Genomic DNA, 26,970 nt, shown 5'->3' with positions numbered 1-26,970 from the left:
CAACACCCCCTACGTCTGTTAAATATAGGACGTAATTTTCCGTGATTTGTTACATAAAGGAGGATAAATGCATGTTAATACATCCTCATCTGATCGAACTTCGCGCTGCACACCCGCTGACGGTCATGAGAAGAGACGGCAAAGCCGATGTAAACGTGATCAGGCAGCTTCAATTCGGCTGAGGCATGCGGGAAGGGAAGCCAGTTCACGCCGTCCATAGAATAGGCTGCGGTAAACCGGCCGCCGCGCCGTTCCAGCTTGACAAAGACGGGCGTATCCAGGCAGTTCACATGGTGGTACGTGCGCAGTTTCTCGCAGTCCGCGCCTGCGCGGGGCCGCCAAGCTAGTCCTAAGGTCGAATGCGGCGTCGCGTACATATGGATGAACTTCCCGTCGTCCCGAAGACTGTCACGGATCATGATTCCGGCTTTGGCCCAGATATGGGTACGCACTATACAGACGATCCGGCAGCTCACCGTGAAATCGCCCGTCCACTTTGTATAGCAATAATGAAACGCATCCCGCTCCCCCCCTATATCGAATCCTCCGCCATTCACGTAATAAGCTTGATTCATGCTGGAAGCCGAGCCTTCTGCGCCGCCGCTTCCGATATCCGCGCTCACCCAGCCTTGCGGTAATGTTCTTGGTTCGAGCGTGCGGTAGGAGTTGCGCATGACCGTAGGCGTACATTGGGTATATTTGCGGAACACCGCGTTAAAATAACTCAAATTTCCAAATCCCGTATCCATCGCCACTTGCATGATTTTCTTATCGGTCGTCTGAAGCAGCCTCACCGCCTCGCGCACGCGACAGCTGTGCAAATATTCAATGGGTGTCTTGCCCGTGCACGAACGGAACAGACGGATTAGCTGAAACGGATTCATCGAAATGAACTCCGCTATATCCTGAATGGACAGTTCGCGATCATAATGGTCGTGGATATAACCGATTGCTTGACGGAGCTGACGCATCTTGACCTCACTCTTGTGAATCGGCCTTCCCTTCGACGGCTTCGTCTTGCCGTTGTTGAGGAAGAGTGACAGCGCCCTGTACATCCCCGATGCAAGGAGGAATTCCCATTCCTTGGGCCGAGCGGTATACAGCTCGATCATTGATCGCAGCTCCGCCATCACCTCCTGCTCCCACCGCTCCTCCCCGGTCAACAACGTATGTAGCCTCAGCCGGTGCTCGAGCAACGATTGAATAAACCGATTGTGCGGCGCTTCCACTTCCCCAGTAATTAGGATCCGCAGGTCCAGGGAGATCACATAGAAATACCCGTTCGCATCCTCCACGGAATGGCAGTGGAGCTCCCCGGGATGCAGAACGGCCACCTGCCCTTCATAGAGCCTTAGCGTGCCGCTCGCAGTATAAATGACGTTGTACCCGCGGACTTGGTACACCAATTCAATATTCGTATGCCAATGGAGCACATGCTTCACGTTCCAAGCGGTATCAATCGGCGCGATGTAAACCGGGAACGAAGCATTCTCGTAATTGAACCTCATCTCGGTGCTATTCTCCAGCATATATTGGTTCACAATCATTTCCGTATCACCTCCGAGTATTGTAACTTGCACTCAAGCGCAATATCGTGTTAACCGACTCTCACTTATCCTTGCCGGATCTGGGATTACAGCGTTGCGCATTCCTTGTTTTCCGATCCAGTCCATCAATATTCGTCAAGAAATTCTCCGTCTTCCATGATAAACTCCATTCATTGGGCGATACGTCTGAATCCCTTGCCTGGTTGTTCAGCCGTTCCCGAGATTAGGAGAGGAGGTAACATAACAACCTCGCACTAACGCGACAACAAAATTTTTGTATCCTAAGGAGGAACCATTAATGAAACAAGGTTTGAAGCGAGCGGGAATGCTGTTGATGGCGTTATTGCTTATGCTGGCATCCGTGCAACTTAGCCCGCCCCGGACGGCAACAGCCGCCAACCTCATTACGAACAACGGATTTGAAAGCGGATTCACAAATTGGAACAATACGAATTCTAGCAACATTACCGTGGGTACGTCAGAATTCCGTTCAGGGTCCAAGTCGGCCCGGATTCAGGGCTCCGCCTCGTGGGGCGCTCTGCAATCTGCCTCCATTGCGGTTACACCGAACACGAATTATGCCTTCACCTACTACTACAAAGGCGGCGCCGGGCTGCGAGCCGTCGTCTGCTATGACAACGGCAGCTGGCAGGAAATCCAGGCGGATAATGTTACGGCGGCCTCGAACTGGACACAACGGACAATTCAGTTCAACTCTGGAAGTCACAGTTCGATTTTCGTTATTCTGCAGGATTCGGGTAATGTGACCGGTTACTTCGATGATCTGAATCTCGATGTGGATGGCGCGGCTGCTCCGAACCTGCTTGCCAATCCCGGCTTCGAGATGAACCTGCAGAACTGGGCCAGCTTCGGCACCCCCAGCGTCATCAGCGTAAGCTCATCCGAGTATCGCTCCGGCTCCAAGTCACTCCGCATGGCCGGTACCGGCAGCTGGGGTTCTCTGCAGTCGAACGCGATTGCCGTCAATGCCAATACCAACTATACCCTTACGTACTATTATAAAGGCGGTTCGGGACTTCGTGTTGCCATTTGTTATGATGACGGCGGGTGGAAGGATATCCAAGCAGACGCTACACTGTCCGCGGCCGGCTGGACGCAACGAACGGTTCAGTTCAATACAGGCGCCCGCACTTCAATTTTCATCGTGCTGCAGGATTCGACCGGTGTGACAGGCCATTTCGATGACCTGAAACTTGCTCCGGCCAGCGGCTCCGGAGGCGACCCCGGCGGAGGCGGCTCCGGCGGTTCGAATGCAACTTCAGCCGTCGGTACGAATCTGTCGGAAATCAATTCATACGACAACCACTTTCCGTTCGTCAATATGGCCTTCAACTCGCTTGGCTGGTTCACGAATTACCCTTCCTGGGGCCAAGAGCTGAGTGCGAATCAGCTGACAGGGACCAAATATTTGCCTGCGGGTACGAACGGATACCTGGCCGTCTTCTGGGATTTGAAGCAGGCGATCAGCGGCAGCTATGTCGTCAAGTGGGACGGATCGGCGACCGTGTCACTCGATTCGAACGGCTCAGGCAGCATTAGCGTCACGAGCAGCGCCGCGAACCGGATCGCCTTCAACGCGTCGAATATCCGCTTCCTGTTCCTGCGCGTGCAGAACAACTCCTCCTCGAACCCAATCAGCAACATTCGGGTTACGAAGGCGGCGGACGAGAATAACACAAACTTGTTCGCCCAGAGCTTTATTGACGACTGGAAATCATTCAAGTACTTCCGGTTCATGGACTGGATGACAACGAACTCCAATCAATCCGTCGCGGGCCCTGCCGACTATCCCGATCCGGGCGCGTTGATCAACCACCCCGTCAGTATCGACAAGATGGTCGCGCTCTGCAATCAGACCAACGCCGATATGTGGATCACCATCCCGGTCAAGGCCTCCGATGCGCTCGTCGACGAGCTGGCTCAGTATGCCGCAACGCATCTGAATTCGGGATTGCAGGTGTATGTTGAACTGGGCAACGAGGTGTGGAATATGGCCGGTCCATTCGTCTGGCAGCAGCAATATGCCGCCGCCGAAGCACGCCGCCTGAGCCTCTCGAACACAGGCAACAACTGGGAGGATGCGCCGGTCTGGTACGCATGGCGTTCCGAGCAGATTCATGACCGGTTCGAGAGCAAGCTCGGCGCCGCGCGAGTGCAGAATGTCATTGCTTGGCAAACCGAAGCATGGTGGGTCAACAAGGTGCTTGATTATTACAACAACTACAACGAGGGCGGAGCTAACGCCGAGATGATGGCGACAGCGCCATACTTTGGCGGTGATCTTGGACTCGCCAAGTACGAATCCACAGTGCAGAACTGGACACTGAACGACTTGTTCCAGGAGTTGCGTTATGGTACGAAGCTCGCAGGCGACACGGAACTGACCTACATCGACCGCTCCATCGCCAAGGCGCAGGAGGTTAAAGCGACCATCGACAACTATCCAGGCGTTGTCTATATCACCTATGAGGGCGGGCAGCATCTGACCGAGGTGAACGATGACGGCAGCGGCGAGAATACCGCAATAACCAGCTTATTCACCTCCGCGAACCGCGATGCGCGTATGGGCGACTTGTACACTTATTATTTGGACCGGTGGAAAGCGATTGGCGGCAGATACTTTACCAACTTCAGCACCGTCGGCCCTTATTCCAAATACGGCTCCTGGGCCGTTAAAGAGTCGGAGACCCATACAAGAGCACAATCGCCGAAGTATGACAAACTATTAAGCTGGATCGTTAATAATCCGAAATGGTGGTAGAAGCCGAACCCTTTTACCACGCCTAGTCACATGCAGAACCCCGACCAGATCTGGTCGGGGTTCTATACGTCATTCACTAACATGTACACTGGAATCCGATGTCGTACCTATCTCAACCCTGCGCCAAACCTGTAATAAACCTCAGCTTCTCCCGCACTACTGACAACCGGACCGGCGTCTCCGTGTAAATCTCCCCGTCGGTGTCTGCCCGCATTGGCTCATTGGTGGTCAGTTCAATGACCGGCGCCTGGAAATAGTCAATTTGGCTTTTCTCCGGATCCCAGTTCTGGGAGGTCTTCTGGCTTAACACTTCGATCAACAGCGGAATCCCCGCTTCACGAATGATAAACACGTCCAGCAGACCGTCCCGCAAGGCATCCAAAGGCGTGGGCAGAGCACTCGTACCGATGGAGCGTCCGTTGGACACCAGAACCATCACAGCTTCTCCATCCACCACCCGATCCCCCATATCCAATCGATAGGCGAACGACTTGGCGGCCTTCAACGTCTGCAAGGTACTGACAAAATAGCTCAGCTTTCCAAACATCCCCTTCAACCCGGAATTGATATTCTCCGACGTATCCGTAATCAGCCCTATCCCGTAGAAGTTGCTGAAGAACCGCTCCCCCGCTTGTCCGATATCCACAGGCCGCATCAATCCGTTCACGATCGCCTGCGCGGCCTGCTCAATGTCAAGCGGCACATGAAGGGACCGCGCGAAGTCGTTACAAGTCCCACCCGGCAGAATGCCTACGATCGGCGGCTTTTCCAGAGGGGCCAGGCCGTTAACGCATTCATGAACAGTACCGTCCCCGCCCAGCACAATGACAAGCTCGTAATCCTCGCCCCGCTCTCTACAGATCCGCTCCGTATCGCCTTGAGACTGGGTCGGCATGAGCGTCAACTCCGCTATCGCGGGAGACAGAATCGCGACCGCGGCGCCCAGCACCCGATGCGTTTCGGCCTGACCCGCATTACCGTTATAGATCAATAGCGCGCGACTGTACATTCTTCAAGCCCCTTTCTCTAGATGAGTTACCTTATTTTACCCATAACCCAGCCTGTGCAATCCCGCAATTTGTGCGTTTACCTAAGTTTGACACCAAGCCCCTCGTCTCTACTTATAATAAGTTACGGATATTTTTCAATGAGGGAGCGCTAAGGAATGGCGGATACAGATTATGGTCGAAAAATCGTGCTGCTCATCGTCGTGGCCGTCGTTGTAGCCTCCTTTCTGAGCGGCGACGGTGAAGATGAGGATGACACGCTGGGTGAGGATGCGACAAGCACACCCATCATATTCGGAAGGTGATCAGACGTGGCAGGTGGAAACGGATACGGGAAGAACGGCCGCAAAGGCCCGAAAGTCGGGACGACCAAGAAATGCAACAAGCCCTCACCCTACAAGCTGACACCTGCCCAAATTGCCGTCGTTGCCGGTATTCTGACCAATGCGCTTGAAGTGGACTCCATTCTGATCGGCAAAGATAAGCGAATTGAGATTCTCTTGCAAGGTTCACTCCAAGGGCGTTCCCGGATGGATGAACTCATGGATGAGTTCGGCGAGGCCAGCGTGGGTGATCTGCTTGAAACGATCATGCGTAAATATAAGTAGCGCCTTATGGCTTAACACGATTTAAAATTCTCCATGCTTTAGGCGTCATCCCTACGTCTTTATAGAATGCTGTATTAAACTGCGTCAAGGAAGAGAAGCCTGAATCATAAGCCGCTTGCGTAATCGATACCGACGTGTCCCGAATTAAGGATTTGGCATGATCTAATCTTAGCCGCATGACATACTTCTTGGGGGAAACACCCGTCGATTCCTTGAACACTTTGCGAAAAAAGCTAGGGGAATGCCCATAGTTGGATATGATGCTGTCTATATTTATTCCATCCTGGAAAGAGCGTTCCAATTCGGCTACTACCTCTGCCACTTCAAGTTGCACGCCTTTCGAACCCGGTTTCCTGGCAGCCGACTCCGGTTTACCCACGCTGTGAATATGGACAAGCATAAGGTTCAACAGCAACGCCCTGGATTTCTCCAAGTGTGGGCCCGTTAAATTTATTTCGCTGTTTAGTAATTCAATAAGCTTGCAAATGTGGGACAATGCGGGTTCATTCATCTTATATGTAACAATCTGTTGATTCTGAAATTGCAGCAACTGTTTATGTAACAAGCGTCCATAACCATCTAACCGTTCAGGATGATAATGCACGCTTATGCCTCGCCATCCTGTACTGGTTGTGAATCCATGCCGCAGCAGACCGGGAATAAACAATACGGAACCTGATTTCACGTTCATGGAAGAACCCTGCGGATCCACAAACATGCCGCTTCCCCCCAGAATAAATGTTAGTTCCGCATGGGGATGCGCATGTTGAATCATATTGGAGATTATATTTCGGGCGATGAAGCTCTCGTCTGCAATCCCGGTCTGCGTGTCTTCAAACCGATCCACATATTCAATAATACCGACATCCGCCATGTCATGCCTCCCACTGGAAATGGACTCCGTAATACTTATGCCGTGTCAAAATATACAGTAAATTATGATTCTTATTCATTCTAATATCATGGCTCAAGAATTACTTTGTTGTATTCAATATGGACCGATTCAGGATATGTTGTAGTTAGTAAGCGCTTACTAATTCGGATGAAAAGGAAGTGTATAATGCGCATTAGATTCATGTTTACTTCGTTGGTTGTTCTGAGTTTAATTATTTCACTGATTTCCGGGGCTTCTGCCAGTGTCGGCAACACCTTCAATAATCCTACCGTTCCGATGTACTCCGCGGATCCCCATGTTTACAAGCATACAGACGGCTATTATTACTATGTTCAAACGGAATGGAAAGATATCAAGATCTGGCGTTCATCCTCGCTAACCAAGCTTACGGAGGGTGTCAATAAAGTGGTATTCACCTCTCCTCAGACAGGTCCCAACGCTCAAGATTATTGGGCTCAGGAAATCCATCACATTAATGGCAAATGGTATATCTATTATACCGCGACTTGTTGGAATTGCGGCAATAATGAACGCAGAATGTTCGTTATGGAAAATTCGAATCCGAATCCGTTACAAGGATCCTGGGTTCAGAAAGGCAAGATTGCTGATCCTAACATGGATACCTTCGCCATTGACGGCACGGTGTTCTCGCATAACGGCATTCTGTACTACTCCTGGTCAGGTTGGGAGAACGGCGGATCAACCCAGAAGGTCTTCATTGCGCGCATGAGTAATCCGTGGACCTTGGACACGGGGAGCACCTTATTGGTATCCCCTGATCTGTGGTGGGAACAGGAAGGCTATGCCATTGCGGAAGCACCTATATTCCTGAAGCGCAACGGCAAGGTCTTCCTCGTCTACTCCGCTTCCTTCTGCGGCACGGAGAATTATCGACTCGGCATGCTCACCGCGAGCGACAACGCTAATCTGCTGAGCGCAAGCTCCTGGACGAAGTCAAGCAATCCGATCTTCGAAAAGTCGCCGGCCAACAGTGTGTACGGACCCGGTCACAATGCCTTTACCGTGTCCCCGGACGGTTCGGAAGATTGGAACATCTATCACGCATCCCCGAATCCGGGTCAAGGCGGCTGTGGTTCCGGGCAATATCGGGATGTTCGGGTTCAGAAGGTGAACTGGAATTCGAACGGCAGCCCTAATCTGGGAGTGCCTGCATCCACCAGCACCGCGCTTCCTGTTCCATCGGGAGAAATCGGCGCAAGTCCGTTGATTCCGAATGCGGGTTTTGAAGTTGACACCAAGTCCGCGAACGGCGCCAACGTGCAATCGCCATCGCATTGGCTTTCGTATTGCAGCACCCACTGTGATGCCGAGTTCTCAGAGAATTATGACGGCGCGCATTCCGGCTCCTACCATGGGACGCACTGGAAGAACACCGCTTACGAAACCTATACGTATCAAGTCATTACAGACTTGCCGAACGGAACGTATAAAGCCAGCGCCTGGGTAAGACGAGGCGGCAATCAGGCCTCTGCGCTCTTTGAAGCCATCCAATACGGAGGCACAGCCAAGACGGTCACTCTACCCGTCACAAATACATGGACAAAAGTAGAAATCACGAACATTCAAGTGACCAACGGGCAAGTTCAGCTCGGATTCTATTCCAAGGCGAACGCGAATGACTGGATTCACTTCGATGACATCGAGTTGGTGAAATAAATTGAAAGAAGCGCGTCCCCGTAATTTACGAGGACGCGCTTCTTTCGTTTATATTCAATAGAACTCAGCTTATTCTTTCACAACCATCGCCTCAATCGAGGACAGAACCTTTCTGAATCCGTTCACCTTGAACCCGCGCAGGAAAGCAATCATGCCCCGCACGATAATCACTTCCGGCTCCGGCTTCCTCAGCTCGTTCTCCAGCAACAGCATTGATGAGAGGAGGCTTTCTTTCTCCTTACCCGCCAGGTCGGATTTCTCCAGAAACTCGTGCAGCTTCGCGATTTCCTTAACGGATAACGGGACATCGTCCTCATCGCCCACCTGTTTTCCTGCCCTGAGCAGATCCGCCATCAGACTTTCCGTGAGAATGGGTTTCCCCGCCCGGGCCATCATGCCGTTCATCACATCATCCATGCGGTGCATCATGAAAACCGTCAACTCGCGAGGATCCAGTTCCTTGCCGTCCCAAATAATGCAGCTGATATACTCGTGGAACATCGCATTCAGCAGGGAAGCGCCGTCCAGCGCATAAGGTCTTCCCGCCTCGCCGTAAATGTCCGCCAATCCGGAGTGAAAGCGATAGAGCACCTCGCCTTTCAGCATGAAGATGAACGCCTTCAGCTCCTCGTTGATCGGCATGTTCTGTTCGTTCATTAACATCGCGATGAAATCCCGTTGACTCAGCACCTGCCGAAACCGCTCCTCCACCTGCAGGGAGAGTTTCTCCCGCGGGGAAAGGCTGCGATCATTCACATACACCAGGATGCTGCTCACCATCTGTTCATGGTAATAGTGGAACGAGGACATCAGCAGCGCTTCTTTGGATTCAAAATAAAAGTACAACGAGCCCTTCGCAATGCCCGCTTTATCTGCGATCTCCTGGATGGTCGTGGCGTGAAATCCTTTGTGGGCAAAACATTGCATCGCCGCATTAATAATCTGGATTTTCTTATCGCTCACTTGTAACGTCCCTTCCTTTTGAACCTTAAATGGCGTTAAATACGGTCCTCCACTTGCTTCTTCTTGAACTTCATCAGGAACTCATACACGACAGGAACAATGATCAACGTCAGGAGCGTCGAGCTCAGCAAACCGCCGATGACCGTCACGCCTAAGCCTTTGGAAATAATACCGGAACCCTCAAAGCCCAGTGCCAACGGTAGCAACGCACCAATGGTCGCAAGCGCGGTCATCAGAATCGGACGCAATCTCGTTCCCGCCGCTTCCATTAACGCTTCTCTTGTCGTGTAGCCTTCACGCTCTTTGTGAATGACACGGTCCAGAAGCACGATAGCATTCGTGACTACGATACCAATCAGCATCAACGCGCCCATCATAACCGAAACGGAAATCGTCTCTCCTGTAACCAAGAGCCCAACCAATCCGCCGATAATGGCAAAAGGCAACGAGAACAGAATCGCGAACGGTGCCAAAGCGCCGCCGAAGGTGATCACGAGAACCAGGTACACGATAGCGATCGCGGCAAGCATAGCCAGCCCCAGCTGTGTGAAGGTTTCGTTAATCTGCTCCGTAACCCCGCCGAACTGCACATCCACGTTGGATGGGAGGTCGAGTGCTTCCACTTTCTTTTGCAAATCGGATGAAGCTTTCGCTACGTCTGCTGTTACGATCTTCGCCGATACTTCGACATACATGCGATCGTCTTTACGCGTAATCGTGTTCGGGGACTCGCCCTCTTTCACGGTAACAACGTCCTTCAACGGCACCTGAATGCCCAGCGGCGATGTGACTTTCACGTTCTCTATATCTTGAATGTTGTTATATTTCGTCGGATCTACTTCAATATACACATTGTACAGCTTGCCATCCACATTAATTTCGGTCAAAACAGGGCGGTCGCGCACCGGACTCAGCGTCATGGCGATTTGTCCCGCCGTTAAGCCCAGAGAGCTCAGCTTTTCTTGATCGGCAACCAGCGTGTACTGTTCGTACGTCTGGGACAGGGACGTTTCCACGTCTTCGAACGCTTCGTTCTCTTGAGCCAGCTTCTCGATCTGATTTACGACCGGCTTAATGTCTTCCAAGTTCTCGCCGAACACGGACAACGCCAGGTTGCTGCCGCCCACGCCCGCTCCGGAAACATCAAGCTCTTTCCACTCGCCCTTGCCTGTCTTCTGTTCTTGCAGACCTGTAACCAGATCCTCTTTCACCTTCGCGAAATCGTCAACTTCACTGTCATACATGACATAGAAGAGGGCCGACTTGGACGGGCCGGGTGATAGCGGGTTTTTGCCCCCTACGGAGTAAGAAACGTCTGTGACCTGTTCTTGTGCAAGCACATATTTCTCGGCCGCCAAAGCGCTTTTCTCCACTTCCCCGATGACTTCGCCCGGTGCCGGTGTGTACGTGACCATCGCGTACTTCTCTTCCTCTTCAGGAATGAAGGAAACACCGATCATAGGTACTAAAGCAAAGCTTCCGATCAATAGCAGCACAGCTAACGCTACGGTAATCAGCTTATGGTTCAGGGACCAGCGCAGTACGGATTTGTAGAACTCCGCAAGCTTGCCTGGTTTGTCTTCGTGTTTCTGGCCTGTCACGCCTTTCTTGAACATGCTGTGTCCCAGCATCGGAACGATCGTGATGGCTACCAGCAAGGAAGCAAGAAGCGCGAACACCATCGTCAACGCGAATGGCAGGAACAACTCGCCGACCAGACCGCTAACCAAACCTAACGGCAGGAATACCGCGATCGTTACAATCGTCGAGGACAGAATCGGCAGGAACATTTCCCGCGTAGCGTCAAGAATAAGTTCTTTGCCGCGGAGCTTCTCCGTGGACATCGACATCCGGCGGTAAATGTTCTCAATGACTACGATAGAGTCATCGACAACGCGTCCGATGGCCACCGTCATGGCGCCGAGGGACATCATGTTCAGGGTAATATCCAGCTGCTTCAGCAGTAGTACGCCGATCAGCAAAGACAATGGAATGGATACGATGGAAATGATCGTCGTTCTGAAATTCCGCAGGAACAACAGAATGATGACGACCGCGAAGAGGGCTCCGAATAAGGCTTTGCTCAGCATCGTCTTCACGGACTCTTCGATCGGTTTGCCTTGATCCAGCATCGTAGTCAGCGTCAAGCCAGGGTTATCTTGCTTGAGTTGCTCCGCTTCCTCTTTCACCGCGTTGACCACGTCAACGGTGTTGGCATCCGGCGCTTTCACGACCTGGAAGCCGATGGATTCTTTCCCGTTCGTGCGGGAAATGGATTCCGCTTTGCCGACCAGCTTGATGTCGGCGATGTCTTGCAGTTGCACTGTTGGGATGCCTGCAGCAGCCGCGTTACCGCCAGGTAAAGCAGGTGTGGCAGGGGCTGTGCCTGGTGCTGCGGCTTCGCCGGCAGTTGGGGCTGCGCCCGGTGCGGTTGCGCCTGGCGCTCCCATACCTGGAGCGCCTGGTGCCGCGCCGCCTGGTGAACCCATGCCTGGAGCGCCTTGTGCCGCACCGCCAGGGATGACCGGAATCGCCAGGTTCTTCAGTTGATCCAGCGATACAATGTTACCGTCTACCACCACCGTTTTCTCGGTGCCTTCCATCTCGAACAAGCCTAGCGGCGCTTTCAGCGCAGAGCCTTGCACGATGCCTTTGACCGTATCTTCAGACAAGCCAAGCTCTTGCATCTTCGCCTGATTAAACTTCAACTGCACTTCTTTCAGGTGCTGTCCGGAAATCTCCACTGAAGCCACACCGTTAATGCCTTCTAACGCCGGCTTCATTTCGTCCTCCACCAGCTTCGTTAACTCTTCAAGGGAGCGCTTCTCGTCCGTCAAACTTAACGAAATGACCGGGAACGCATTCAGGGAAATCCGCGATACTTCAGGAGCTTTCACGTTAGCGGGCAATTGAATGCCTGCCATGGCTTCACGGGCCTCAGTAGCCGCTTTGTCCATATCCTGATTGTAGTCATATTCCACCGTCAGGGAGGATACGTTCTCCATGGACATGGAGGTTACGGTTTTCACACCGTTTAAATTCTTAATCCGTTGTTCTAACGGAATCGTCAGCTGGTTCACAATCTCATCCGGCGCTGCGCCAGGATAGACCGTCGTTACTTGCAGAATCGGAATTTCCAAATTCGGCAGTGTCTCTTGCTTCATCGTAAGTCCGGAGTAAACCCCCGCAACCGTGATGATAATCGTCAAAATCCAAAGGGCAAACTTATTGTTCAATGAGAAACGAATAATGCCTTTCATTTACGGTATCTCTCCTTTTAGTCTCTATAAGTTGACCGATCGGTCAAGTTACAAATCAATATACCACGCGGGTTTCATGAATACAAATGGACGTTATTTGAACGATTGGTCAAGTGTTCCGGGCGGGCGTGTCGTGTTGCAAACGGGAAGTGAGGTGCGCCCCGGGCCGGGAGTCCAGGACCGCAGGCACGGCGTGCCAAGGGGACGGGAGTCTGCGACCGGAGCTCGGCGTGCCATGGGCGGGAGTCTGCGACTGGGGCTCGGCGTGCCGCGTGCCGCCGCTGATGCGGTCATTTTAAGTAGTGAAACACTACCTGATGTGACCAAGAGTTGCAGGAGACCGGAATTAATTAGCAAATCGCTATTTAATTCCCCCAGAACACGCCAAAATGCGCCGGGGAGCCTAAATAAGTAGTGAAATACTACTTCATTTCTGAGATTTCGCCAAAGGGGCTGATTTAAGTAGTGAAACACTACTTAAATGTTCCCGGTTAGTTAGTCTGCACACCCACTTGATCCCATTTGGAGCGCCACCGATATTCCTTTGCACACCGTGACTGGGGAGCTCTACTAAGTAATTATAAGTAGTAAAACACAACTTCATATGCTCAAGAGCGGCAGGAGCCCAGAATTAAATAGCAAATCGCTATTTAATTCCCCCAAAACTTGCCCAAATGCGCCGAGTGGCTCAATTAAGTAGTGAAACACTACTTCATTTCTGAGATTTCGCCCAAGGTGCTGATTTAAGTAGTGAAACACTACTTAAATGTTCCCGGTTAGTTAGTTTACACACCCACTTGATCCCATTTGGAACGCCACCATCTTCTTTCACACGCTGTGACTGGGGAGCTCTACTAAGTAAACACCCAATTAGGAGCGTCACCGATACTTTTTCCGCATTCTGTTACTGGGGAGCTTAACTAACTAATCAATATGGTGTTGCCGCACGCGGCTTCCCCGTCCCAGGTCGGGGTCGCAATCCAACCTTGAGCCTGTTACGGGGAGCTTGTCCATCCCTTTACAATAAGAGCAAGAGATTTTGAAGGGATGGATTTATTTTGTACCAGAGCTATGTAATCACCATGTTGTTCACGACTTTACTCCTGCTTATTCTTTCCATATTCGCGGCAAATAAAGCAACCCAGCTCGTTTACAGCCAAAATTGCCGGGAACTTCACCGACGCTCGCGCCGGATGATCATTCGGATGTTTGCGTTGACCGTGTCCGCGGTGGTCATGGGCTTCACAGTCGCGTTCCTGATTCGCGATTACGCCGCGATCTACTGGCAGGATCGGCTCGCCGCGCTAATCCTGCTCATCCTGCTGCCCGTCGCCCTGCTATGGGCGCGGGCGCTCCCGGTCTTGCGGAAAATCCGCCGCAAGACCAAGAACATGCAGGATGCCGCCAACACCCCGGTGGAGGCGGCGCTGCGAGGTTTGGCGGCCGACCCGGGACTGGTCGTGCCGTTCCAGATGGCGGCCGTCGGCGCGGGGACGGCCTTGTACTTTGCCCTCGTGCCACCGGTGCCGTTCCGCACGCTGGATGTGGCCTTGCCCATCCTCGTGTACGGCATCGCCTGGGCGGCACTCTGGTCCCGGCAGGAACGCCGCAGCCTAGCGGCCGGCAATCCCGCTTGGGTTGCCGAGCGCCGCGCGACGCGGGCGCTCAAGGGCCTGGCTCTGCTGGGCGCAGCGGCGGTGATCGCGGGCGCCGGCATCTTTGCCGGGCTGGCGAACAGCCGGTGGCCGGCAGAGCTTAACATGATGGCCGGGACGCCGGATTTCGGCGGCGGCACGGCCATCATGCACAGCCACGGCGACGGCGGAGCGGTCGCCGTAAGTGCGGCTCGCCCGGAGCCGCTGACGTCCGTCACGCAGTTGACGGGACCGCGGACAGGCGAGCCTGACCGCAGGTTCGTGTTGACGGCGCAGGATGCCGTCCTCACGATGGCCTCCGGCAAGAAGGTCCAGGCTTGGACCTACAATGCCGAAGGGCCCGGTCCCGAGCTTCGGATGAAGCACGGGGACCTCGTGGAAGTGACGCTCGCCAACAAGGATATTGAGGCGGGCGTTACGATTCATTGGCACGGGCTGGATGTGCCCAATGCCGAAGACGGCGTAGCCGGGGCGACGCAGAACGCGGTCATGCCCGGCGAGACGCACACGTACCGTTTCCGTGCGGAACAGACGGGTACATTCTGGTATCACACGCATCAGGAGTCGAAAACAGGCGTGGACAAAGGGCTGTTCGGCCCGCTCATCGTCGACCCGGCGGAGCCCGAATCCAACTCGGACGCTAAATCTGATTTAGCTGCCGTTCATTCCTCGCCCCCCGTGCCAGAAGAGGACATCACCGTGATGACCCATGTCTGGGATGATGTCGGTTTTGCCATTGGCAACCATGACGGTGTTCAGCAACGATCGATTGCCCCGGGGACACCGGTGCGGATGCGTTTTATCAATACAGACGACTGGGTTCGTCAGAAATACAGCTTGGTCGGCACCGATTTCCGAGTAACCACAATTGACGGCGTGGCGCTGAACAAACCGGACCTTCTCCAAGACACCCATCTGGAGATCACAACAGGCGGAAGGATGGAAGCCACATTTATCATGCCGGAGACCCCGGTGTTTATGAGCGTGAACAACAGCAAAAAGCTGGGCATATTGATAACACCATTGAATAGCAACTCAGGTTCGGCACCTGCTTCTGTTGCCTCCACAGATTTTTCAATAGACGCAGCGATTCCAGAAATCCCGCAGACCAAAGCTTTTGATCCTGCAAGCTACGGCGAGTCCGCAGAGACACCTTTTGACGCGAATAGTTCATTTGACCGGGATTTTACGATGATTTTGGATAACAAAATGGGGTTCTTCAACGGCACCTTGGATATGCTGTACACGTTGAACGGGGAGGTGGCGCCGAACACGCCGATGTACATGGTTCGCGAAGGGGATCTGGTGAAAACGACGATTATCAACCGGGGTTCTGTGGATCACCCTATGCATTTGCACGGGCATCATCTGCTGGTGCTTACCAAGAACGGCAAACCGATTAGCGGCAGTCCCTGGTGGTCGGATACGCTTGATGTGCTGCCCGGCGACACCTATGAAGTCGCTTTCCGCGCGGATAATCCGGGAATTTGGATGGACCACTGCCACAACCTGGTGCACGCCAAAGCCGGCATGACAATGCATCTCATGTACGAGGGTGTGGTCACACCGTATACGATGGGTACACAGTCGGGCAATCATCCGGAATAAAATAATAAGGTGCCACACGCGTTTAGTGTGGCACCTTTTTTTTCTCTACAACTTAGTCATGCAGATTGTTGAAAACCCCGAAATGTTTAAGTACTTTGCATTTCCGTCTCTATAATATTGCATTCTTTACAGATGTAAAAGTAAATATTTGATTCTCCGAAGTTAAAAGAAAAGCGCTCATGAACTAAACCAATGGAATCATAATTTTCACTACAAATAGTAGCTAGATACTCCATTTCATTATTACAACACTCACACATTTTTTCTATGGTTTCGACAGCATAAAGCGGCTCGCCTAATATTCTACAAACGTATTCCGAGCCAAGTGCGGGCTGGGGTTGGTTCTGGCTATGCTTTCAATCGGATTACACCGCAGGACGGCACAAGGAAACAGAGCTCTTAAAGCGACCTAATCGTTTTCCGTTGAAATACCAATCCTTTCCTAGTACCATATAGTCAAAAGGGAGTTTTTCTATGAATCTATCAAAGATAAAACTTTATATCATTTTGCATATTATTCTTCTTTTATTTGTTGCATGTAATCAGGTCGATAAGGAAAAAGTTGTTGAAGAAGATATCTCAATTTATTTCGTTAAAGACTTATCTACAACGGAAGCCATGGGTAAAAATCTTGATGATCTTCCATTAGAAAACATGCCAATGTTAACCGACAAGAATATTAAAACTTACAATTGGATAAGACATGAATTCACATTAAGCGATGGATTCAGCCTAGAGGAAGAGTTAGAAGGAAATGTACCGTTAAATGGTAAGCCATTTGTTGTAGTGGTGAATCATCGGAGAATATATTTAGGCGCCTTCTGGTCCCCTTTTTCCTCTTTACATATCCCTGAGATTCCAGTGATTTATACTTTGTGGCAAAAAGGATCTAATAGTAAACATAGTTACAAAATAGTCATTGGTAAGAATCAGGAAGATCCTAGGTCTAACGAGGATATTTTTAAGGCATTAAAAGGATTGGGAAAGCTTACGAACTAATATGTTGTGCAAAAGTTGAAAAACCGCCCTTTTTAGTGGGCGGTTTTTATATTACGCACAAGCCTAAACACAGCAGATCCTTCCGGTTCGAAATAAACCCGGAAAACCATCTCATTCCCGTCCAAGCTCCCCACAACTTCTGCGCCGCTGTCCACGTTAACGAGAGCATAGGATTCAGCTTCCTGTAACTCCAACTGACTTCGGCTCAAGTGGATGTTGAACTCCCGCGGAAAACGCGCATCTCCCGCCACACCCGTTTCCAGGTTGCCCGCCAGCACATAATGCGTGCCGCCGCTCTTCCAGTGATGGAACGTCGCCGGCGTGTGTTCCTCCATCCCGCTTACGTAAGATTGCCCCGCCGAGGCGGACAATTCTCCCCATACCGATGCCGTGTGCACATACGGATACAGGTCACCCAATTGGGAGATGGTCAAATGAGGCGAATCGGCAAATTTCCAATCCAGCGGCTGCCAATACACGCTATTGCGCGCGCCCCTAGTCAGGACGGGCGTATCACCAGCCACGGCGAGCACCCGCTTCGGGTCAGCTTCCACCGCCGCATGGGCAGGCAGATGTACGATCGGCAGAGTATACTTAAAGGCGGCGTTGATTTCACTACAAGAAGCCCTGTAAGGGTGATAGCCTGTCGGCAGTACCTCTCCAGCTGAATCCGCACCTGCCACTCGCAACACTTCCGTGTCCAGCAGATCAGCCCGCCCTGTCATCAACATCGGCACACCCTTCTCATTCCAAGCCAAAATCTCTTGCCGCTCCCCCTCGCTCAGCTTGCCCGGCACCTGAATGATCGCGGATTCAACGCTTTCGCTAAGCTCCCCAATCCATTCCATCCGGGAGACACTCAAGCAGGGAACGCCCCACTTCATCAGCAGCGCAGCCTGATCGTCAATCCATTCGCTGGCATTCTCTTTAGGTGAGTGTGCCACCAATGCCTCCAACATACTCCGGTTGTAGATCAAGGTCGGGCCGTACACCTCTTCCAATTGCTCCGCGCTCTTCTCCGCGGCGTTCAGATGACCTGCCAGGAAAGCCACATCTTCTTCGCTCCACAACTCCCCTGAACGATTGTTGGCCCAGGATAAGTAAGACCCGTCGCTGGTCATCAGCTGCCCGTTCGGGGTTTTGAGTGCCGCGTGCGCAAACGCCCAGATCGCCCATTTCAGCTTATCTGGCACCTGATGCAGCGTGTCCCACGGCTCCCATGAATCCCATGCTTCAATGAGATGATAATGTTTGCAGGGATTCACGCGATGCTTGTTGCCGCCCGCGACAATCCCGCGGTGCGAAAGCAGGTTGGCCAACTGGAACGTCCAGCCTTTCCATTCCGTGGACCACCAGTCTTGCCAAGCGCCGCCCCACGTCTGGTCAATCCAGATATCGATATGACCGTCCGCTACCAGAGTTTCCAGATCGACGCAGCCGACCCGCCATTCCGCGACCGCGCTGATCGCTGAGGAATACCCCATCACCAGCGCCTCGGGATTGCCTTGCTTCACTTCCCGGTACAGCTCTACAAACCCGTTCGAGTACTCCAACGCGACGGCCGGATCCTCTGGCGCCGCTGTGCCGAACGGTCCTCTCCGGTCATAGACCAGCGCGCCCAGAAATTGATCCCGCAGATGTATAGCCGCAAGGTTCAGGTAACGGGAAAGCTTCCCCCATTGTCCGCCAAGGAACACCGGAAATGACATTCCCTCCGCGATTCCTTCCGGGAAAGCAGCGTAAGTGGTTCTATCCTCTTTTAACAACACAGAAGGATTTAAGTCCGTTAACCCCCGCATCGTCTTCGGGTACATTTCCGGGTGGCGTTCATACCAGTCGCTGTAGATATCATAAATATCGTCCAACGCGACGAATTGCCCCCAGCCTACAAACATGACTCCTACCTTGAACTGGAACCATCCATGGCTCTCTGCGCTTTGTTGCAGATGACCCACCAACTCCCGCAGATCCTCATAGGTGGCATCCTTCCATGCACTCAATAATTTGGTTCGAAAAGGGAGCTTCTGACCGCCATTGCCATTCCATTCCGTGATCAGATCAATGACCCATCCGCAGTTCAAAACTATACCTCTGTCGCCTTTCACCTGTTCGTACAACGGTTCCAAACGGCGCATCAGCAACGCGGCTTCCTGCTCCGTATGACCGGGGTGAAACCAGCTTAAATCAATTTCAATCCACCTATCCGAGTGGCGTTGCATAGAAATTCCTCTTCTCTATATGTGTTCTTTATGTTATTTCTTGTCTTTCTTGCCCTTTACGGTGAAGTTCACGGTCGTCGCGTTACCCGCGGCATCCGTCAACACAAGGCGGTGTAGCCCATCCGTTTGAATAGGCGTACCGCTCGCATAAGCAACACCGTCTAACAGAGCCGTACCTTCGCTGAAGGTCGGTGCGACCGATTTTTTATACATATTCCCTTCAAGTACTCCCGTCAAAATAGGCGGCTTGAAATCCAACGTGAACTTTACCGTCTTTGTGACATTCCCTGTAACAACCAGCGTATGCGTTCCTTCTGCGCTCACCGTAGTGCCGCTGACGAAATTCTCCCCATTTAATGCAGCCGTACCTGTGTTGAACGAGATCGTCTTCGCCGCATTATATAGTCCGTTGTCCTCGATACCCTCCACGACAATCGCCACCGGCTCCGGCTCCGCAACAGCCTCTTGCGCCGGATTCGAATGCGTGCTCGGCACCTTCGTCAGGATCAGATCATCCGCCAACAACTCCGCCTGCTGTCCGTTCTTCCAGATGAACACATTCGTACCGTTCATATACTTTGGTGTCGTGAACAGGATCTCCTTATACTCGTACGCTGTGCCCGAAAAAGTCATCAGATGCTTAATCTGCTGCGCGCCGGCGTCTTTGTATTGCACCCCGATTTCGGTGACATCGTTCGATGCCACGCTATGTTTGGCCCATGCCCCCAGCACATAGGTGGTTTCAGGCTCGAGCTGTATGTCCTGCCCGCCTCCGCCGCTGCCTGCCGCGCTGACCTTGAACGCTTTATCCCCGGACAGTGCGCCCGTTTCCGCAATTGTACGGTTGCTCCAGTTGCTCCATCCCGTCTCGCCTTCCTCAAACCCCGCGTTTAGAAGCTGATTCGGCACCTCAGTCAACACGAGATCATCCGCGAAGAATTCAACACCCGGCGTCTGCTTCCAGATAAATAATTGGGCGTTCGTAAAGTCCCCCGGTGTTGTGAACATCACCTGGTTGTATTCATAAATTCCTTTGTTGTCCCGGTCAAAATGAATGAAATGATGCGGCACGCTCTCCACGCCCCCGCGCATCACCTTATACTTCACACCGATATCGGTCGGTCCGCCGTCCGGCATTCCGCTGTTCATTCCATAGGCGCTCAGCATATAAGTTGTGTTCGGCTTCAACGTCAGCTCCTGCCCGCCTCCGCCCGCGCCGCCGGAAGCGATCTTGAATGCATTCGCGCCTGTACGCGGCGCGGCGCTGTCGATCGTGCGTCCCGCCCAGTTCATCCAATCTTCCTCTCCCGCTTCGAAGCCGGAATTTAACAACAGATTCGGCACCTTCGCCAACACGATATCATCCAGGTAGAACTCAACTTCCGCATCCTGCTTCCAGACGAATACATTGCCCGAGCCCTCCAGCACTTGGGGTCCCGTCGTGAACATGATTTGCTTGTGTGTCCATGCCTTCTCCTCAAAATGCAGGAAAAACTTCGTCTGCTCCGATGACACGTTCGGCTTGTATTGGAAGCCGACATCGCTCGTTGCGCCTGCCGCGCCGGAATTGCGGCCCCATGCGCTGAGCACATAAGTCGTATTCGGCTCCAGGTCTACATAGCTTCCGCCGCCTCCCGCTCCGCCGTTGCGGACCTTCAACGATTGCGCACCCGTATGCGCATCCGCCGAAGATCCTTCGGTATTCGCCCACAGCGTCCAATCCTCAAGACCCGTCTCGAATTGGCCGTTCGGCAGCAAGTTGCCGTAGTTGGCTTCCTTCACAGCAATGGACGCGAAGATCCCTTCGTTCGTCAGATTCGTATCGATGTCATGCACCGACGGATCCAATTGGAACGAGACCTGCATCGGCCCCTTCACTTTATATTTCGCGACCGATGTTAAAGTCACGCTTTCCCCTGCCGCAAGCGCAGTCTCCTCGCCGCCCCAAGTTACCTTCAAGCCGTCGACGTAGAATGCTCCCGCGATCCAATCGTTGCGCGCGTCTTCGGTTCCGCGGTTCGTCACGGTCACCTGAAATTCGGCCTGGGAGCCGTATTCCAGATTCTCGGGACTCACCTGAATGTCGCTCACCACCAGATCAACGCCCTCATAAGGCTCTAATGCGCCTTGAAACGATACCGTTTCTTCATCGTTCGCAGCTACGGCATCGTTTCCATAGGTGCTGGAATCCCGGTCGATCCATGCCTTAACTTCCAGATTTTCCACATCCGCAGGCACAGTGAACTCGCCGGACACCGCGGAAGCATAGCCGTCAATCGTAACCGGAGCATCCGTCGTGCCGCCTTCCACCGCCGCGCCGTTCACCTCAAAGCGCACGGCAACATCGCCTTCCAGCAGCTCGTCGCCGCGATTGCGCAACGCCGCTTGGAAGCGCACCGTATCGCCTGCCGCGAAATCGGCCTTTGACACCAGAACGCGCTCCACGGAGACGTCGCGGTCCGTCATCGTCATCGGAATGTTGTGGTTGTCATTCCATACCTTCTCCCCGAACCAAGTCAGGTTCGTCGGCTTCACGGTGCCGTCCGTATTGATGCCCCAGCCTCCGCCGCCCGAGGCGTCGTTCGTCGTCAGCTCCCAGTCATCCCCGCCGTCCCAAGACCAGACCATACGGCCGATGCCGTTCGGAATGCCATATTTGAACACATTCTTGGTCCCCTCCAGGAACTGTCCTTTCGTCGTTGCTCCGTATTCCCCGACGATCAACGCAAGACCCTTGGCGTGAACAGCCTCTACGAAATGCTGAAACTTATCGTTACTGTATTCCCATCCGCCGTAGGTATGGATAGAGAACACCATATTCCCAAGCGGATCCGCTGCTTTCAAGTCCGATCCGTAAGACAGAATGGCGCTGTCTGCTACCTGTACATCGCCGGCCTTGGACTTGCCGCTGTCTTGCCCCCAAGTCATGCCGTCCGCCATAATCACATTGGTTGCACCCGTGGCGCGAATCGCTTCCACCACATGCCGATGCATCGACAACCATTGCGGGTCCAGCGTATCCGTACCGGGCTCGTTCATAATGTTGAACCAGACATACGGGTTGTTCTTATACTTGTTAGCGAGATCCGTCCACCACGCCGTCAATTCTGCCAACGAGGGCGTTGATGTTTCCGTGAAGAATTCCCCCGTCTGGTCATGCGCTTCAAACATCACGACCATGCGCTTTGATGTGAATGCGCTTACAATACGGTCGGTGTTGTTGTTATTTTGCCAGCCGCAATTGTGTATACAAGCATTCACACGTACCGAGTTGAATCCCCAATTCTCGATCAGATCGGCATCCTGCGTAATTTCCCGCGGCCACCACGAGTTCGGTCCGTTCACATTCACCCCTTTAATCACGTAAGGTTCCCCGTCCGGTCCCGTAATCTCGGTTCCGTTCACCTGAAAGACGCCGTCTTCAAGCGTCGGCAAGTCTACTGCAGGGAGCTGCGCTTTCTTGACTTCAATATCGTCGATATAGAACGCGTCAGACTGCGGCGTATAAATCTGCACCTGGGCATATGCAATCGAGCCCGGTGTTGTAAACTCGCCGGACAACGCCGTATAATCGGCGTCCCGGAATGTGAGCTCGGCTCCAGGCGCCTCTGCCCAATCGCCGTTCACCACTTTCACTTTAAGCACGCCTGACCCGTTCACCGCTTTACCTATGCCGCTTAATGAATAAGTGGTATTGGGTTCTAGGGTAATATTCCGATATATGGCCGCCCAAGTCCCCGATTGTTTCAGCGAGTATACACCGCTGTATACCGAGTCGGCTACAACCGCATTCTTCACCGGATCGGCATCGTTCCAATCCTGAAGCGTTCCGGATTCAAATCCCGGATCCGGCACCACATTGCCTTCCGCCCCCTCCGCGGCAAATACCGGTTGCCCAAACGCGGTAACCAGTAGACATAGAACCAATATTTTGCTGAACGTACGTTGCACTGCACTCATCTTTTTCATAAACGATCACATCCCTCTATATGAGTATTTAAACTGTATCATCACACGCCGCAGCACGCGGCCCCGTCTTATTCTTTGACGGAACCGAGCGTGATGCCTGTAATGAAATAACGCTGTAAGAATGGGTAGATCAAGAGAATCGGTAGCATGGATAAGAAGATTTTCGCGGCGCTGAGCGTACGGTTCGATATCGCCGCAAGCGCCGACACATCGTTTACATTGGTAATGTTGTTGGGGTCAATGTTGATAACGACCTGTGAGATGTACGTCTGCAAAGGGAAATTCTCGGGATAATTCATGTAAATCAACCCGTCAAAGAACGAATTCCAATGCCCGACGATGCTGAACAACGTAATCGTCGCGATCGCCGGCAGCGAAAGCGGGATATAGACGTAAAACAACAGATAGAGCGGACCCGCGCCGTCCATATAGGCGGCCTCATCAAGCTCCTTCGGCAAATTTCGGAAGAAATTCACGAGCAGGATCAGGTTAAACACCGGCACCGCGCCGGGTAGAACGAGCGCCCAGATCGTATCCATGAGATGCAAGCTTTTGATCGTAATATAGGTAGGCACCAGACCCGCACTAAACATCATCGTGAAGATCAGGAACCACATATATAGATTCCGCGGTTTAAACTCCGACTTCTCTCTCGACAAAGGGTACGCCATGAGGACGCAGAGCACGAAGTTAATCAATCCGCCCAGGAGCACACGCTGAACCGAAATGCCGAAAGCTTCGTAAAAGCGGCTGTCATTCATGATTTTGATATAAGAATCGAAATTAATGCCCAGAGGAAGGAAGGAAACCAGTCCCGCGCTTACTTTAGCCGAGTCACTCAGAGAAATTGCAGCGACGTGCAACAAGGGGGCAATACATAGAAAAGCCATAAGGAGCAATGCGATCAGGATGATTCCGTCCGCGATTTTGGATCCTGCCGTTCTGGAAACGACCATGGTGCTGTCACTCCTGTCCTAGAAAATACGGTAATTCGCAAACCGGTAAGCCAGTTGATACGATATGATAATGAGAATAAAGCTGACTACAGACTTCAGTAACCCCACCGCCGTGGCTAGCTCGAATTGCAATTTCACCAGACCGATCCGGTATACATAGGTATCAATGATATCCCCAGAAGGGTAAACGAGCTTATTGTACATGTTGAATACTTGGTCGAACCCCGCATCCAGCACGCTTCGCAGCGACAAGACCGCCAGCAACACAATGACAGATGCGATACTTGGTAACGTGATATGCCACAGCTGTCTGGTCCGGGATGCCCCGTCAATGGCGGCTGCTTCATACAAGGACGGTGAAATGCCGGTCAACGCCGCCAGAAACACAATCGCGCCGAAGCCGAACTCTTTCCATACCTCGGAACCTACCAGAATCGCGGGAAACCAGGTGTTGCTGCTGAAAAACATAATTTCCTGAAAGCCCAGGAAGGAGACGATCTGGTTGATGAAGCCGTCCAGCGAGAACATGTCCTTAAAGATCCCCGCAACCAGCACCCAGGAGAGAAAGTGAGGCAGGTAGACGACGGTTTGAATCGATTTCTTCACAAAACGCTGCCGGATCTCGTTCAGCATTAACGCGAATACAAGTGCGAACAAGAGATTGGCGGTCAGTTTCATGGCGGAGATGGTAATGGTGTTGACGAATACATCCTTGGCATCCGGCAGGGTGAACATGTACTTGAAATTATCCAACCCGATCAACTCGGACTCCCACACACCCTTGGCGGGGTTGAAATCCTGAAACGCCATGAGAATGCCGTGCATCGGATAGATGGAGAAGATCAGCAGGAGGATGATCCCAGGCAACAGCATCAGATGATATATCGTCGAAAATCCGTTATTCTTCATGCTGCTTCTTCCTTTCTTACGGTTCCAAAATGATAAGGGCGGCGGAATAGGACCCACCGCCCTCTCACAATTGCTTCAATTACTTAGCGACTTGTTCCTGAACTTCTTTAGTAATTTCATCTCCGCCTTGCGATTTCCATTGCTCCACGAAGGTGTCAAAGTAATCTACGCTTTCTTCACCGTAAATAATTTTCAGGTAAGATTGAATCAGAAGATCGTCCAGAATGGATTTCTTGTTCTCCATTCCTTTGGTAATGCCTGTGAATACGTTGAAGTGAACATTCTGTTCAGCCGCAACCAAGGCAGGCGCGCCGATCGTCCATTGCGTATCATCCGCCCATAAAGCCGTATCTGCCATCGGGTCCGGATTCGCGCGGTATTTCTGAATGCGCTCCACTTTATCCCAAGCTTCCGGATGCAGCTTCGCCGCTTCTTCTTTCGTAATTTCACCTTTCACACCTTGCTGGATTACACCCGCGAGGAATTGGATTTCATCCATGCGCGCCGCGTTTACTTCAAACGGCGTGCCGCGGCGCTTGATTTCTTTGTAGATGCCGTTGTCCATCAGCTCGTTCAATTCTGGATAGCCGCGTTGTTTCAGCTTGAACTCCCAGTTTACAAGCTTCACTAAAGCTTCGGGATGCTCATAGCCTTTACGCACTACATACATGGAGTTCAGAATACCGTTCTGCTCACCGTTATATTTCCCGTTAGCGCCGATGATCGGATATGCTTTCCATACCGCTTTGCCGCCGCTGTTCTTCACCGAGTCTTGCAGAGGCCAGCCCGGTGCCCACCAAGGTAATACCGCGATGCCGCCTTGACCGCTTGTCAGCACTTCGTTCGCTTTACCCGCGTCTTTCGTCGCGAACTCACGGTCGATTAATCCGTCCTTGAACGCTTGGGCCAGCTTCGCCAGCACGTCTTTCACGCCGGGTTGAATACCGCCGTAAGCGATCGTACCGTCTTGTCCTTTCGTCCACTGCATCGGATACAGCTCATATGCGTTGAACAGCAGCTCGTATCCGTGCATCTCGTTACCGTCAGAAACGAATTTCTCTACGCCCGTAAGGCCTACAGCTTTTCCTGTTTTGTCCAGGTCAGCCGCCTTGAAAGCTTTGGCAACAGCAAGCACATCATCTACGGATTTCGGAGCTTGCAGCTTCAGCGTATCCAACCAGTCCTGGCGAACCCACACCAGATTCGGTGTTACTTCACGCGCAGTTGGGATGGCGAACATCTTGCCGTCCACAGTCACTTCCGCAATCGCTTGACCGTTCGTGGAATCAATGACAGCCTTGTATTCCGGAGAAACATATTTCTCATACACTTCCGTTAAATCTTCGATCATGTCGTTCTTCACAAGCTCCGCCAATTGATCACGGTTTACCAGAGAGAACGCGTCCGGCAGATCGTTACTTGCGATCGACAGGTTTACTTTATCCTTGTAAGCGGAAGAACTGCCGTCCGCTTCCCACGCATGCTTGACGGAGATGTTCAACGTCTTCTGCAGGTGGCGGTAATACTCGTTATCCGCCCATGTTTCGCCTTCCGGGAATTTCGGTTCGGCGATCGTGGATTTACCGATCTTTAGTTCAACCGGTTCTTTGTACATCCCGAACGGTTCCGGCACTTCAGCGGGTTCCGTTGGCGTCTCCGCCTGATTTCCGTTATTCTTTCCGTTCCCTTGCGCGGCGTTCTCTGTGTTTCCGTTGCCGCTGCAAGCTGTAATCACCAGCATCATCAGGACCAGCAAACCTGCGATCCAGCTCTTGTTCCATGTGGCATGCGTCATATTGTGATATCCCCTTTACTCAGCTTGTTAACTACACTGTTATTATACAAAGAAAAAAGCCCCCGAAAGGACTCAATACGGTCGGACGATAGGGGGGTTTTGGCATCCTGTATGGTTGCTG

16 protein-coding genes are annotated in these 26,970 nt (G+C 52.4%); 6 read left to right on the top strand and 10 right to left on the bottom strand.

What is annotated here, in order from left to right; genetic code table 11:
* Window positions 1-74: 74 nt before the first annotated feature.
* The gene (locus SY83_RS10280) at window positions 75-1,547 is read right to left on the bottom strand and encodes an AraC family transcriptional regulator (RefSeq protein ID WP_068606203.1); all 1,473 of its coding nucleotides are present in this window, start codon (window positions 1,545-1,547) and stop codon (window positions 75-77) included.
* 298 nt (window positions 1,548-1,845) lie between these two features.
* On the opposite strand from SY83_RS10280, the gene SY83_RS10275 reads away from it, so the two are divergent.
* Complete coding sequence (locus tag SY83_RS10275; RefSeq protein WP_068606202.1) at window positions 1,846-4,329, top strand: carbohydrate binding domain-containing protein; 2,484 nt, start codon at window positions 1,846-1,848, stop codon at window positions 4,327-4,329.
* A 112-nt stretch (window positions 4,330-4,441) separates the two neighbouring features.
* On the opposite strand, the gene SY83_RS10270 is transcribed toward SY83_RS10275, so the two are convergent.
* Window positions 4,442-5,338 carry a diacylglycerol/lipid kinase family protein gene (locus tag SY83_RS10270; protein WP_068606200.1) on the bottom strand — a complete coding sequence of 299 codons (897 nt, stop codon included), beginning with the start codon at window positions 5,336-5,338 and terminating at the stop codon, window positions 4,442-4,444.
* A 156-nt stretch (window positions 5,339-5,494) separates the two neighbouring features.
* Here SY83_RS10270 and SY83_RS23075 point away from each other — a divergent pair, with 156 nt between their 5' ends.
* Both SY83_RS23075 and SY83_RS10265 read left to right on the top strand, forming a co-directional pair.
* Window positions 5,495-5,641, top strand: a complete 147-nt coding sequence (locus SY83_RS23075) for a hypothetical protein (RefSeq protein ID WP_157279834.1) — start codon at window positions 5,495-5,497, stop codon at window positions 5,639-5,641.
* A 6-nt stretch (window positions 5,642-5,647) separates the two neighbouring features.
* Window positions 5,648-5,944 (top strand): hypothetical protein, encoded by a 297-nt coding sequence (locus tag SY83_RS10265; RefSeq protein WP_068606198.1) that lies wholly within the window; start codon window positions 5,648-5,650, stop codon window positions 5,942-5,944.
* 4 nt (window positions 5,945-5,948) lie between these two features.
* On the opposite strand, the gene SY83_RS10260 is transcribed toward SY83_RS10265, so the two are convergent.
* On the bottom strand, window positions 5,949-6,818 hold the full coding sequence (locus SY83_RS10260; protein ID WP_068606196.1) for an AraC family transcriptional regulator: 870 nt from the start codon (window positions 6,816-6,818) through the stop codon (window positions 5,949-5,951).
* Between the two features lie 201 nt (window positions 6,819-7,019).
* On the opposite strand from SY83_RS10260, the gene SY83_RS10255 reads away from it, so the two are divergent.
* Window positions 7,020-8,516, top strand: coding sequence for a glycoside hydrolase family 43 protein (locus SY83_RS10255; RefSeq protein WP_197480016.1), 1,497 nt, complete (start codon window positions 7,020-7,022; stop codon window positions 8,514-8,516).
* Between the two features lie 69 nt (window positions 8,517-8,585).
* Here SY83_RS10255 and SY83_RS10250 read toward each other — a convergent pair whose 3' ends face one another.
* Both SY83_RS10250 and SY83_RS10245 read right to left on the bottom strand, forming a co-directional pair.
* On the bottom strand, window positions 8,586-9,479 hold the full coding sequence (locus SY83_RS10250; RefSeq protein ID WP_068606191.1) for a TetR/AcrR family transcriptional regulator: 894 nt from the start codon (window positions 9,477-9,479) through the stop codon (window positions 8,586-8,588).
* A gap of 35 nt (window positions 9,480-9,514) precedes the next feature.
* Window positions 9,515-12,739 (bottom strand): efflux RND transporter permease subunit, encoded by a 3,225-nt coding sequence (locus SY83_RS10245; RefSeq protein ID WP_068606190.1) that lies wholly within the window; start codon window positions 12,737-12,739, stop codon window positions 9,515-9,517.
* 1,436 nt (window positions 12,740-14,175) lie between these two features.
* Here SY83_RS10245 and SY83_RS10240 point away from each other — a divergent pair.
* On the top strand, window positions 14,176-16,002 hold the full coding sequence (locus SY83_RS10240; protein ID WP_231891413.1) for a multicopper oxidase family protein: 1,827 nt from the start codon (window positions 14,176-14,178) through the stop codon (window positions 16,000-16,002).
* 474 nt (window positions 16,003-16,476) lie between these two features.
* The gene (locus SY83_RS10235) at window positions 16,477-17,001 is read left to right on the top strand and encodes a hypothetical protein (RefSeq protein ID WP_068606189.1); all 525 of its coding nucleotides are present in this window, start codon (window positions 16,477-16,479) and stop codon (window positions 16,999-17,001) included.
* A gap of 32 nt (window positions 17,002-17,033) precedes the next feature.
* Here SY83_RS10235 and SY83_RS10230 read toward each other — a convergent pair whose 3' ends face one another.
* The 5 genes from SY83_RS10230 to SY83_RS10210 all read right to left on the bottom strand — a co-directional run bounded on the left by SY83_RS10230 (window position 17,034) and on the right by SY83_RS10210 (window position 26,849).
* Window positions 17,034-19,220 (bottom strand): hypothetical protein, encoded by a 2,187-nt coding sequence (locus tag SY83_RS10230; protein WP_068606187.1) that lies wholly within the window; start codon window positions 19,218-19,220, stop codon window positions 17,034-17,036.
* Between the two features lie 33 nt (window positions 19,221-19,253).
* Window positions 19,254-23,180: a carbohydrate binding domain-containing protein gene (locus SY83_RS10225; protein WP_197480015.1), complete on the bottom strand. Its 3,927-nt coding sequence runs from the start codon at window positions 23,178-23,180 to the stop codon at window positions 19,254-19,256.
* A gap of 77 nt (window positions 23,181-23,257) precedes the next feature.
* Window positions 23,258-24,145: a carbohydrate ABC transporter permease gene (locus SY83_RS10220; protein ID WP_068606183.1), complete on the bottom strand. Its 888-nt coding sequence runs from the start codon at window positions 24,143-24,145 to the stop codon at window positions 23,258-23,260.
* 18 nt (window positions 24,146-24,163) lie between these two features.
* Window positions 24,164-25,054 (bottom strand): ABC transporter permease, encoded by an 891-nt coding sequence (locus SY83_RS10215; RefSeq protein ID WP_068606181.1) that lies wholly within the window; start codon window positions 25,052-25,054, stop codon window positions 24,164-24,166.
* Between the two features lie 79 nt (window positions 25,055-25,133).
* Window positions 25,134-26,849 (bottom strand): extracellular solute-binding protein, encoded by a 1,716-nt coding sequence (locus tag SY83_RS10210; RefSeq protein ID WP_068606178.1) that lies wholly within the window; start codon window positions 26,847-26,849, stop codon window positions 25,134-25,136.
* Between the last annotated feature and the right edge of the window lie 121 nt (window positions 26,850-26,970).

Origin of the sequence: Paenibacillus swuensis (genome assembly GCF_001644605.1) — a bacterium.
Classification (GTDB): domain Bacteria; phylum Bacillota; class Bacilli; order Paenibacillales; family DY6; genus Paenibacillus_N; species Paenibacillus_N swuensis.
This window is presented reverse-complemented; position numbering and strand designations above follow the sequence as displayed.

Excerpts from the sequence above, each read along its gene's own strand:
- SY83_RS10280 (WP_068606203.1), bottom strand. The coding sequence starts at position 1,547 with ATGATTGTGAACCAATATATGCTGGAGAATAGCACCGAGATGAGGTTC.
- SY83_RS10275 (WP_068606202.1), top strand. The coding sequence starts at position 1,846 with ATGAAACAAGGTTTGAAGCGAGCGGGAATGCTGTTGATGGCGTTATTG.
- SY83_RS10270 (WP_068606200.1), bottom strand. The coding sequence starts at position 5,338 with ATGTACAGTCGCGCGCTATTGATCTATAACGGTAATGCGGGTCAGGCC.
- SY83_RS23075 (WP_157279834.1), top strand. The coding sequence starts at position 5,495 with ATGGCGGATACAGATTATGGTCGAAAAATCGTGCTGCTCATCGTCGTG.
- SY83_RS10260 (WP_068606196.1), bottom strand. The coding sequence starts at position 6,818 with ATGGCGGATGTCGGTATTATTGAATATGTGGATCGGTTTGAAGACACG.
- SY83_RS10255 (WP_197480016.1), top strand. The coding sequence starts at position 7,020 with ATGTTTACTTCGTTGGTTGTTCTGAGTTTAATTATTTCACTGATTTCC.
- SY83_RS10245 (WP_068606190.1), bottom strand. The coding sequence starts at position 12,739 with ATGAAAGGCATTATTCGTTTCTCATTGAACAATAAGTTTGCCCTTTGG.
- SY83_RS10235 (WP_068606189.1), top strand. The coding sequence starts at position 16,477 with ATGAATCTATCAAAGATAAAACTTTATATCATTTTGCATATTATTCTT.
- SY83_RS10230 (WP_068606187.1), bottom strand. The coding sequence starts at position 19,220 with ATGCAACGCCACTCGGATAGGTGGATTGAAATTGATTTAAGCTGGTTT.
- SY83_RS10225 (WP_197480015.1), bottom strand. The coding sequence starts at position 23,180 with ATGAGTGCAGTGCAACGTACGTTCAGCAAAATATTGGTTCTATGTCTA.
- SY83_RS10220 (WP_068606183.1), bottom strand. The coding sequence starts at position 24,145 with ATGGTCGTTTCCAGAACGGCAGGATCCAAAATCGCGGACGGAATCATC.
- SY83_RS10215 (WP_068606181.1), bottom strand. The coding sequence starts at position 25,054 with ATGAAGAATAACGGATTTTCGACGATATATCATCTGATGCTGTTGCCT.
- SY83_RS10210 (WP_068606178.1), bottom strand. The coding sequence starts at position 26,849 with ATGACGCATGCCACATGGAACAAGAGCTGGATCGCAGGTTTGCTGGTC.